Annotated in this window: 7 protein-coding genes and 11 tRNA genes; all 18 read right to left on the reverse strand. The window is 48.5% G+C overall.

Annotation, left to right across the window (positions count from 1 at the left end):
* Nucleotides 1–235 precede the first annotated feature (235 nt).
* Nucleotides 236–1,255 carry a substrate-binding domain-containing protein gene (locus J2T16_RS28600; RefSeq protein ID WP_154960778.1) on the reverse strand — a complete coding sequence of 340 codons (1,020 nt, stop codon included), beginning with the start codon at nt 1,253–1,255 and terminating at the stop codon, nt 236–238.
* A 115-nt stretch (nt 1,256–1,370) separates the two neighbouring features.
* Nucleotides 1,371–2,177, reverse strand: a complete 807-nt coding sequence (iolB, locus tag J2T16_RS28605; protein ID WP_154985910.1) for a 5-deoxy-glucuronate isomerase — start codon at nt 2,175–2,177, stop codon at nt 1,371–1,373.
* A 123-nt stretch (nt 2,178–2,300) separates the two neighbouring features.
* A complete protein-coding gene (gene iolG, locus J2T16_RS28610) occupies nt 2,301–3,350 on the reverse strand; it encodes an inositol 2-dehydrogenase (protein ID WP_154960780.1) in 1,050 nt (349 codons plus the stop codon).
* Nucleotides 3,351–3,444: 94 nt separating this feature from the next.
* Nucleotides 3,445–4,920: a CoA-acylating methylmalonate-semialdehyde dehydrogenase gene (locus J2T16_RS28615; protein ID WP_154892222.1), complete on the reverse strand. Its 1,476-nt coding sequence runs from the start codon at nt 4,918–4,920 to the stop codon at nt 3,445–3,447.
* A 133-nt stretch (nt 4,921–5,053) separates the two neighbouring features.
* A complete protein-coding gene (iolC, locus tag J2T16_RS28620; protein WP_090924986.1) occupies nt 5,054–6,064 on the reverse strand; it encodes a 5-dehydro-2-deoxygluconokinase in 1,011 nt (336 codons plus the stop codon).
* A gap of 152 nt (nt 6,065–6,216) precedes the next feature.
* The gene (gene iolE / locus J2T16_RS28625) at nt 6,217–7,110 is read right to left on the reverse strand and encodes a myo-inosose-2 dehydratase (RefSeq protein ID WP_336121335.1); all 894 of its coding nucleotides are present in this window, start codon (nt 7,108–7,110) and stop codon (nt 6,217–6,219) included.
* Nucleotides 7,111–7,212: 102 nt separating this feature from the next.
* Nucleotides 7,213–9,078, reverse strand: coding sequence for a 3D-(3,5/4)-trihydroxycyclohexane-1,2-dione acylhydrolase (decyclizing) (gene iolD, locus J2T16_RS28630; RefSeq protein ID WP_154985915.1), 1,866 nt, complete (start codon nt 9,076–9,078; stop codon nt 7,213–7,215).
* Between the two features lie 522 nt (nt 9,079–9,600).
* Nucleotides 9,601–9,671: transfer RNA gene (locus J2T16_RS28635), tRNA-Gly, on the reverse strand.
* Nucleotides 9,672–9,685: 14 nt separating this feature from the next.
* Nucleotides 9,686–9,759: transfer RNA gene (locus tag J2T16_RS28640), tRNA-Pro, on the reverse strand.
* A gap of 7 nt (nt 9,760–9,766) precedes the next feature.
* Nucleotides 9,767–9,845 (reverse strand) — tRNA-Leu (locus tag J2T16_RS28645).
* A 21-nt stretch (nt 9,846–9,866) separates the two neighbouring features.
* Nucleotides 9,867–9,943 (reverse strand) — tRNA-Arg (locus tag J2T16_RS28650).
* A 6-nt stretch (nt 9,944–9,949) separates the two neighbouring features.
* A tRNA-Gly gene (locus tag J2T16_RS28655) sits at nt 9,950–10,024 on the reverse strand.
* 11 nt (nt 10,025–10,035) lie between these two features.
* Nucleotides 10,036–10,116 (reverse strand) — tRNA-Leu (locus J2T16_RS28660).
* 12 nt (nt 10,117–10,128) lie between these two features.
* Nucleotides 10,129–10,201 (reverse strand) — tRNA-Lys (locus J2T16_RS28665).
* 10 nt (nt 10,202–10,211) lie between these two features.
* Nucleotides 10,212–10,297, reverse strand: a tRNA-Tyr gene (locus tag J2T16_RS28670).
* A 6-nt stretch (nt 10,298–10,303) separates the two neighbouring features.
* A tRNA-Thr gene (locus J2T16_RS28675) sits at nt 10,304–10,379 on the reverse strand.
* A gap of 20 nt (nt 10,380–10,399) precedes the next feature.
* A tRNA-Phe gene (locus tag J2T16_RS28680) sits at nt 10,400–10,475 on the reverse strand.
* Between the two features lie 9 nt (nt 10,476–10,484).
* Nucleotides 10,485–10,562, reverse strand: a tRNA-Asp gene (locus J2T16_RS28685).
* Nucleotides 10,563–10,578 lie beyond the last annotated feature (16 nt).

A 10,578-nucleotide genomic window follows, 5' to 3' on the forward strand; every position in this document is an offset into this window, starting at 1 on the left:
ATTTCGATAGATGGTGACCTCTGCAAAAGGACATGCATATCCAAGCTGATTAAATCAAGAAATCAGTATTATAGATATAAAAAAACAGACCTCATTATGCTCCAGATGGTGCATAATGAGGTCTGTTTACTGTTTGGTCATGTGTCACAGACACCATTGAACATTTGCATGGTACCGTAGCAGATAAATAATCAACATGTGTGGTAGATCCCGTTTTTCACATTATGTGCTACGACTATTTACGCAGCTCTGCTGGTGCTTGACCTGCCGAATCCCGAACCACCAACTCGGGTTTAAGTACAATTTTTTGTGGAGCCTTCTGTTCATCCTTTAGCTCATCGATCAACAAATCCACTGCACGGCGACCCAAATCTTCAATTGGTTGGGCAATCGTGGTTAGGGGCGGACTCGTTACTGAAGCGAGAATCGTATTGTCGAATCCGATAATGGATACATCTCTCGGTACACGTAGTCCTAACTCTTTGGCTGCTTGAAGTGCACCAATCGCCTGAATATCATTACAACAGAATAAGCCTGTCGGATGATTCTGTTCACCGAGTAGCCGCAACGCTTCTTGTTTGGCAGAGCCTAGATCTGCAGCTGATTCGCGGATCTGATCAGGCTCCAGTACGTATCCTGCCTTATTTAATGCTTCACGGAAGCCACGTATCCGTTCCTGACTGCTACTGACTTTGGATGGCTCAGACAAAACTGCCAGACGCGTATGTCCAAGTTCAAGCAGATGTTGCGCAGCCAATAAGCCGCCAAGTCTATCGTCAATGGTGACCGTATGCACTGACAACGCGGGCATATGGCGGGCAATCAGCGCAACAGGCATCGCCTGCTGCAAGAGCGGTGACAGAATTTCGGCATTATCGATCCCGGTTCCGATCATCATGCCGTCGACTCTTTTTTGCTGCAACAGGTTCAGGTATCGCTCTACTCGCTCGTCCTTGTTATCCGTACTACAGATCACCACGCTATATCCCAACTGGCGGCTACGATCCTCTACTGCCCGGGCAAGTTCGGCAAAATACGGATTCGAAATATCCGGTACAAGCAGGCCTAGCGTATACGTCTGTTTGCCTGTCAGTGCGGCAGCAATTGCGCTCGGTTGATAGTGAAGCCGCTCCATGATCTCCATAATCTCGGCACGGCGCTTCTCGCTGATCTTGCCTTTGCCGTTAATCACCTGCGAGACGGTGGCAATCGATACCCCCGCCTCGCGTGCTATATCGTAAATGGTTGCTTTCATCGTTTTTCCCCATTTGTGCTATATATAAATTCATTATACATAGATGATTATTCTCTTCTTATTATGAAGGGGGAATGCTGCTTACGCAATGCGAAGACAGAATTACTTATGACTTTTACTTTTTGAAAAGCCACTCATGATCCGGGTCGTTATGGAACTTCCACGTTCGTGTCGGCCCAGCCATCACATTCAAATAATAGACTTCATATCCCGGAGGCGCACCTACCGGATGGTATCCATTCGGCACAAGCACGACCTCGCCGTTTTTCACGGCAAGCGTCTCGTCCATAGAACGATCATCGGTGTACACGCGTTGAATGGCAAATCCCTGCTCCGGCTGCACACGGAAATAATACGTTTCCTCTAGCAGTGATTCATCCGGCAACGCATCCCGATCATGTTTATGCGGCGGATAGCTCGACCAGTGACCGTCCGGTGTGAACACTTCAACGACCAGCAGGCTATCGGCTTCCTTTTGCTCCGGTAAAATGTTATGGATATGACGCTCCAGATTGCCGTAACCGCGCCCTTCCACACCTACATCCTCAGGAGCGATCAAGCGTGAAGGATACGTACCTTTCCCTGGAGCAACACAAATCGCGATCTCCAGCTCGGTAAGTGCCGTAACCTCAATCTGATCTGACGTGGACACATAGACAGAGTACGGAGGAATTTTTTCGAAAACGCTCATGCGTTTCCCGATATTCTCCCATGTATGCTCCCGAGTACTTACATTCGCAAGCCCGCTGAGAAGCACCACGCATAGCTCCTGGTCTCCACTCTCACGGCTTAGCTTCTCCCCTGCTGCTAGTTTCGCAACCTGAAATCCGACGTATTCCCAGCCAGCAGATTCCGGTGTCACCGTTAATATTGTCCCGTCTGCCTCCGGGTTTGCGGCAGGTTTTACAATAAGTTCTGACATGTTATTGATCCACTCCTTCCATACTCGTCTGCTATCACTTGATCTGATCCTTGTGTGTTTGACATAGATAACATTCATTCATTTTGAAGAGAAAATTGCTTTGCAACTTCTACTAAATTCTACTTAATTTGCCGGTTGCGTCTCACGCGATGCACCTGGAACTTCTGTCATCTTCACAGGTCTTCCCTGCTCCATGGACATCTTGGCTGCCAAAGCGATCCGCTCTGCCTGTACTGCATCGTTACCGTCTACAATGACGGGTTTATCATGAATAATGGCATCGATGAAAAGAGCAGTCTCCTGCACATATGCTTCATTGTAACGTTCAAGGAAGAAGTGCAGTGGTTTGTCGCGCATCAGTCCAGCTGCTGTGCTGATCTCCGCTGTATTCGGATGATCATTATCCGCCGAAGCGCTGCCCAGCGAACCGAATACTTCCACACGTTGATCATATCCGTACACGGCCTGACGGCTGTTGTCGATCACACCAATTGCGCCATTAGCAAACGTTAACGTAACGATGGCTGTATCCACATCACCATGTTCTGCGAATACCGGGTTAATGAGTACCTTGCCTTTGGCGTAAACTTCCTCTACTTCACTGCCGGACAAATAACGGGCCATATCGAAATCATGAATCATCATATCCATGAAAATTCCGCCAGATACCCGGATATATTCCGCAGGTGGTGGGCTCGGGTCACGGGAAGTAATCTTGAGAATATGTGGATCACCAATCGTGCCTTCCAGCACATGAGAGCGTACTCTTCTGAAGTTGTGGTCAAAGCGGCGGTTAAATCCGATCTGAAGTTTCACGCCAGCCTTTGCTACAGCCGCTACAGCCGCTTCGGTCTGGGACAAGTCCATACTTACCGGCTTCTCACAGAAGATATGTTTACCCGCTTGTGCTGCTTGCTCGATCAACGGTACATGTGTATCTGTTGAAGAACAGATTAATACTGCATCAATGTTTGGCATAGCAATGAGCTCACTGCTGTCTTTGGTGACAACAGAGATGCCGCGTTCAGAGGCCCACGCCTCCAGTTCAGGTCCTGCGAACAAATCACTGATCGCTACAATCTCGGCATTCGGGTTACGCAGCAGGTTGTCTGCATGGATTTTGCCGATACGTCCAGCACCAATGATGCCAATTCTTACTTTGTCCTTGCCCATTCCGTTATCCTCCCTATTTGCATCCCTATGGTGTCTGGGAACTGAGCCCTTGCTCAGCCCCTGTATTGCATGCTGTACGCTGTGCGTTGATCGATTACCAGCGTGTAGTTACCATTTTTTTGCGAGTGTAGAACTCTACACCATCCGTGCCGTTAGCATGCAGATCACCGTAGAAGGATTTCTTCCAACCGGAGAATGGGAAGAAGGCCATCGGAGCTGGTACGCCCAGATTAACGCCCAGCATACCCGCTTCAATCGTTTCACGGAACTGGCGCATATTCGCACCGCTGCGAGTAAACAGACATGCACCGTTAGCAAAGTCTGAACGGTTTGCCAGTTCTACCGCTTCCTCCAGCGTTTCTACTCTTGCCACCGAAAGTACTGGAGCGAAGATTTCATCTTTCCAGATTTTCATGGTGCTATCTACATGATCAAATACAGTTGGCCCTACAAAATAACCGGAGCCGTCTGTCGCTTGATCCTTACGTCCATCCCGAATCAAGGTTGCGCCTTCCTGTTCACCTGACTCAATGTAACCCAGTGTACGCTCTTTGTGAGGTCCACGGATTACCGGTCCCAGGAATACACCTTCGTCCATACCATTACCGATGTTGATCCGATCCGCCGCTTCCACCAGCTTTTGTACCAAGGCATCCGCCACATCGCCAACAGCAACCACAACGGAGCAAGCCATACAACGTTCGCCAGCTGAACCAAACGCTGCACTTGTGATCTCTTTTACGGTCAGATCAAGGTCAGCATCCGGCATAACGATGGAGTGGTTCTTCGCACCAGCAAGTGCCTGAACACGTTTGCCGTGTGCAGAAGCTGTTTTGTAGATGTATTCAGCAACAGGTTGTGAACCGACAAAGGAAATAGCCGCAACTTCTTTATGCTCAAGCAATCCGTTTACAACGTCATGTGCACCGTGAACGATGTTGAGTACGCCGTCTGGAAGTCCCGCTTCTTTGAAAAGTTCTGCCAAACGTCCGGCCAGGAGCGGAGTACGCTCTGACGGCTTCAGAACAAATGTGTTACCGCAAGCAATCGCCAGCGGGAACATCCAGCAAGGTACCATCATCGGGAAGTTGAACGGAGTGATTCCTCCGATGACCCCAATTGGGTAACGGTACATGCCTGATTCCAGTCCTGTAGCGATGTCAGGCAACTGTTTGCCCATCATGAGGTTCGGGGCTCCTGCCGCGAACTCAACGCACTCAATCCCGCGCAATACTTCGCCATAAGCTTCGGCATAACTTTTACCGTTCTCCAGTGTCACCAGCTTAGCCAGCTCTTCCCAGTGCTCTACCAGCAGTTGCTGATAACGGAACAAAATGCGGGCACGGCGAGGAACCGGTGTGGTGCTCCATGATTTGAATGCTGTCCGTGCAGCCTGTACTGCCTGATCCACATCTGCTTGTTCAGACAGCGGCACGTATGCAATAATCTCTTCTGTAGCCGGGTTAACAACTGCTTCGGTTCGTGTTGTCGTCGGGTTTACCCAAGTACCCCCGATCCAGTTTTGTACGTTCGTCACTGTTGCAGACGTTTCTGAAGTCCCTTTTCCCATGTGTGTTGTCTCCCCTCGTTTATGTGCGTTACTTCTATGCGTTTCTTTCCTATCCATTGCGTATTTTCGTATCACGAATTCCCATTGATCCAATATAGATCATCTAGAACAAAGCCATCTGTTTACGGCTGCATTAAGACGGAATAATCTCGCCCCGGTTGCAGCGTTCGATATACTCATTCACTTGTTCTACAGTCGGCATTGCATCCGAGCAGCTGTGACTGGAGATAACGATACTTGCTGCAGCACTTCCGTAGCTCATACTGCGCTCGATGGTCCACCCTTGCATTAAGCCATAAAGGAAACCAGCAGCGTAAGAATCACCTGCACCGAATGTTTTTACGACACGAGCAGGGTAACTGTTAGCCCGATGTGAGAGCCCTTCACGCGTATATGCGATGGAACCTTCTTTTCCGTGCTTGATCACAACGATTTTCGCTGAAAAATCAAACCATTTCTGTGCCGTCACCTGATCATTATGATCCGGGTTATTCTCAAATGTCTCCATCATGTCGAACTCTTCTCGTGTTCCCAGAATGATATCGCATTTCTCGGCAGCGAGGTTATAATAGACTGCTGTCTCTTCATCCGATGTCCAAGTATATGGACGGTAGTCCAAATCAAATACGATGACAGTGCCATGTTTTTTTGCATAAGTCAGAGCTTGAATAACTGCTTCCCGTGATGGGCTCTGTGCGAGAGCTGTACCGGAGATCAACAACACTTTGGAATCCGCAATCAGCTGTTCCTGTACCTCGCTAGCCTGCAATAAAAGATCCGCTACGTTGTCTCTATACATCAAAATACTGCAGTCTGTCGGGCTTTTGATCTCGGTAAAAGCAAGTCCGGTTACTGCCCCCGTGTTATCAGTCACTACATTGGAGGTGTCGATCCCGTTCTTCTCCAGATAACTTTGGATAAATCTGCCCATCTGGTCACCTGCGATTTTGCCGATGAAAGCCGTCTCCATGCCAAGTCTGGACATGCCGATTGTAATATTGGCCGGAGAACCGCCAACGTATTTGGTGAACGTCATCGTCTCTTCCATCGGACGATTGATCTCATTGGCATTCAAATCGATGCACAAGCGGCCAATGGCAGTGAAATCCTTCTTCCTGGATGCTGGAAAGGATACGTAAGTCATTGCGTTTGAGCCCCTTTCTATGGTGGAAATTTCGATTGGTTAGGAGATAATTCTTACTCCATTTATATGAATTCATATTGGTTCTTTTTAATTTGCTACACATATAGAGGCTAGGCTGGCTAGCAGTCTTTCGTTGCGTTGTCTTTACTACCCTAGTACAGAGACTCCATGTAACTCAGAGAGCGTTTTGCATACTCATACGGATTATGAATGGCAGGATCTTGTTCTCCTTCGAGCATCGCCCAGCCGTTATACCCGCGAGTGATCAGTTCCTGCAGGATCGGTGCAAAATCAATGCAACCATCTCCTGGTACCGTGAATACCCCCCTGCGAATACAGCCAACAAAGTCAGATTGCTCCGCTCGTGCCTGATCTAGCACATCCGGGCGAATATCCTTCAGATGGATGTAGGCAATCCGGTCGTAATGTACACGCAGCACCTCAAGTGGATCAGCGCCGCCATAATAGGCATGGCCTGTATCAAAGAGTAAGTACACCAGTGATGGGTCTGTGAGCTCCATCAAACGATCAATTTCATCAGGTTGCTCAACTACCGTGCCTCCGTGATGGTGATAGGTGAGTTTCAGCCCATACTCCTGAGCAATGGCACCCGCTTGGTTCAAACCTTCAGCAAGAACATGCCATTCGGCATCACTGAGTCTAAGCACTTCTTTTTCATTCGGTGTCCGTCTTGGATCAAAATGAAGTGACCCGCCAACCTCCGCTGTACTAATGACCTTGCTGCCCATGGACTGCAGAAATTCAGCATGTCTGCGATAATCGTCCAGCTCCGCTTGGCGATATGCCGGATCGGAGAACAATACGGATTTCCACTGGGAGATCAGATTAATATTCCGCTTGCTCAGTTCTTCACGCAGTGTAGCGGGATCGGTCGGATACTTGCGTCCCATCTCTGTACCCGTTAGTCCAAGACGCTGAATATCATCCAGAATCTGCGCACAAGTTGTATCATCACCATGTTCTTTCACATCTTCGCCGACCCAATTGATCGGATGAATCCCAAGCTGGAATGGCAGCTTGCTCATGATTCCACGGCTCCTTTTGTTGTTCAGCTTTGTGAGATCTCTATCTTTATGAAAAGTGATGTATTTATAAAATAAATGAGTAGATGAGATTAGTAGCGTGAATTACACCCGTTTTGCTTTACCGCGATTCGATTTCATCGTCTCGTGGGCACGAACTACTTTCTTCTCAACCGATACTTCAGGTACCCCGACATTCCACCATGACTCATATCCGCCTGTGTTGGTCCCCGGTACAACCGGAATTTCAATCAATGTTGTTACCGTCTCGTTCTTGGCATCCCGAAGTGCCTGTTCCAGTTGCTCTGCGGTTTCCGCACGATATGCTTTCGCTCCCATACTGCGAGCGTGAGCCGCAAAATCCATAGGCATATACTCACCCGTCAAACGGCCGCTCTCTGTTTCGCGATAACGGAATTCGTTTCCGAATCCGTCACTGCCATGTTCACGTTGCAGATTATGAATGCACTGGAAGCCATTATTATTAAATAAAAGAATCGTCATTTTCTTCTGTTCCTGCAAGCTTGTAACCAGTTCCGAATGCAACATCAGGTAACTACCGTCACCCACCATGGCATATACTTCACGATCCGGCTCCGCGAGCGCCGCGCCGAATGCACCACTAACCTCGTATCCCATGCAAGAGAACCCATACTCCATGTGATAAGTCTTCGGCTCAGTCGAACGCCACAAACGGTGCAAGTCCCCTGGGAGACTACCTGCTGCACAGACAATTACTGAGGATGGATCAATCGTGCGATTCACGATACCAATGGCTTTGGTCTGCGCCAGACCGGCTTCATGCTCGGCAGCGTAGAGTCGATCCACCTCTGTATTCCATTGATCACGAAGTTCGGCTACTTCAGATGAACCATATGCACTGCTGTACTGTTGTGCCTTCAATTCTTGTTGCAACGCCTGCAAACCTTCACGGGCATCTGCCAGAATGGCTTCTCCGCCTAACTTGGCAGCATCCATACTATTCAAGTTAATGTTGATAAAGGATACTTCTGGATTTTGAAACGCAGCATGTGACGCCGTGGTAAAATCAGAGAACCTTGTCCCCACGCCGATCACGACATCTGCTTCTTTAGCCAAGCGATTGGCAGCCAGAGATCCGGTAACCCCGATGGCCCCCACATTAAGCGGGTGTTCCCAAGATACTGCGCTCTTGCCAGCCTGCGTCTCAGCGATCGGAATACCGAAAGCTTCTGCGAACTCGATCAGTTGTGCAGATGCCTCAGAGTACAGCACCCCACCGCCTGCAACGAGCAGGGGCTTTTTGCTACGGGCGATCTGCTTCGTTGCCCGTTCAATGGCTGCTGGAACCGGAGGCCGGCGATCCAGGTAATGTACTTTCCGGGCAAAGAACGATTCCGGATAGTCGTATGCTTCTGCCTGTACATCCTGTGGCAGTGCCAGTGTAACAGCTCCGGTCTCAGCTGGGTCGGTCAATACACGCATAGCATTGGTAACTGCAACCATCAACTGTTCCGGGCGCACGATGCGATCCCAGTATTTGCTGACCGCTTTGAACGGATCTGTAGCCGATATGGTATAGTCACTGCTTACTTCAAGTTGTTGCAATACTGGATCTGGCTCTCTTGTAGCAAAGTTATCTCCTGGGAGTAGCAATACCGGAATCCGGTTCACCGTTGCCGTTGCTGCAGCAGTAATCATATTCAATGCGCCAGGGCCAATAGACGTAGTGCATGCGTAGATCTGTTTGCGGTTCTTCTGTTTGGCATAAGCTGCAGCTGTGTGCACCATACCTTGTTCGTTTTTACCTTGCATATACGTCAGGCTTCCAGAGCTGCGTTCTAATGCTTCCCCGATGCCTGTTACATTCCCATGTCCAAATATTCCGATAATTCCTTTTACAAACTTGGTTTCTACCCCATCTACCGAGATATACTGCTGATCCAGGTATCGAAGCAAGGCCTGAGCCATCGTTAGTCGAATCGTTGTCATGAATTGATCGCCATCCTTTCCTTTACGGGTTAAGCGCTTAATCTAAGTTAAGTTTAAGCGCCTTACCCCTAAAGGTTAAGCGCTTAATTCATATGGTATTACAGGCTGAGCATTTTCGCAAGCTATTTTTGTAAGCGTTTTATTAAAATTAAGTAGATTTTTCGTAAATAAGTTCTGAAATAAATGGCTTGGATACCCCGTCTATCCCATCTGAGTGCTAAAGAAAACTACAGAATATTTATTGTACGGAGTATTATGCGTGGGATAATGAACAAGTGTATTACTTTTTGATGAGATGTTTCATGGTAAGATAATGATGACCGTTGTTGAATGGCAGATTATCATAAACATCAGGATTTAGCTTAAAGGCAATGAAAATTTAGCTGAGTTTTGCTGGAGGGAATAAGTTGAGGAAGAACAACAAAAAATAGAGGCCGCTCCAGAGTAGAGAGGGAATCTTCACTTTCTAAACAAAAAAAGAAAGAGAACACAGATCGTGTCTCTTTCTTCTTCAATATATAAAGCGGGTGATGGGAATCGAACCCACGCTATTAGCTTGGAAGGCTAAAGTTCTACCATTGAACTACACCCGCATAAACAAAAAAAATCGGGATGACACGATTTGAACATGCGACCCCCTGGTCCCAAACCAGGTGCTCTACCAAGCTGAGCTACATCCCGTTAAATATACCGGCGAGAGGACTCGAACCTCCACGGTTTCCCACTCGATTTTGAGTCGAGCGCGTCTGCCATTCCGCCACGCCGGCATAGTTTAAATTTAGTTATAATGGCGCGCCCTGAGAGATTCGAACTCCCGGCCTTTTGATTCGTAGTCAAACGCTCTATCCAGCTGAGCTAAGGGCGCATATATTGGAGCGGAAGACGGGAATCGAACCCGCGACCCTCGCCTTGGCAAGGCGATGCTCTACCGCTGAGCCACTTCCGCAAAATAAGGGATGCGCGTGGAGGGACTTGAACCCCCACGTCAAAGACGCTAGATCCTAAGTCTAGTGCGTCTGCCAATTCCGCCACACGCGCATATAATAAAAGTGAGTCATGAAGGATTCGAACCTTCGACACCCTGATTAAAAGTCAGGTGCTCTACCAACTGAGCTAATGACTCATAATAGAACTGGTGGAGGATGATGGATTCGAACCACCGAACCCGTACGGGAGCAGATTTACAGTCTGATGCGTTTGGCCACTTCGCTAATCCTCCATAAAGTGGTGCCGGCGAGAGGACTTGAACCCCCAACCTACTGATTACAAGTCAGTTGCTCTACCAGTTGAGCTACACCGGCGTATCAAATTGTTATGTTCATGGTGGCTCGGGACGGAATCGAACCGCCGACACGAGGATTTTCAGTCCTCTGCTCTACCGACTGAGCTACCGAGCCATATAAAGATGGCGGAACCGACGGGATTCGAACCCGCGATCTCCTGCGTGACAGGCAGGCATGTTAGGCCAACTACACCACGGTTCCAGATCACTTTCGGTTA

The organism is Paenibacillus intestini, from assembly GCF_030803945.1.
In the GTDB taxonomy this organism is placed as follows: Bacteria; Bacillota; Bacilli; order Paenibacillales; family Paenibacillaceae; genus Paenibacillus; species Paenibacillus polysaccharolyticus.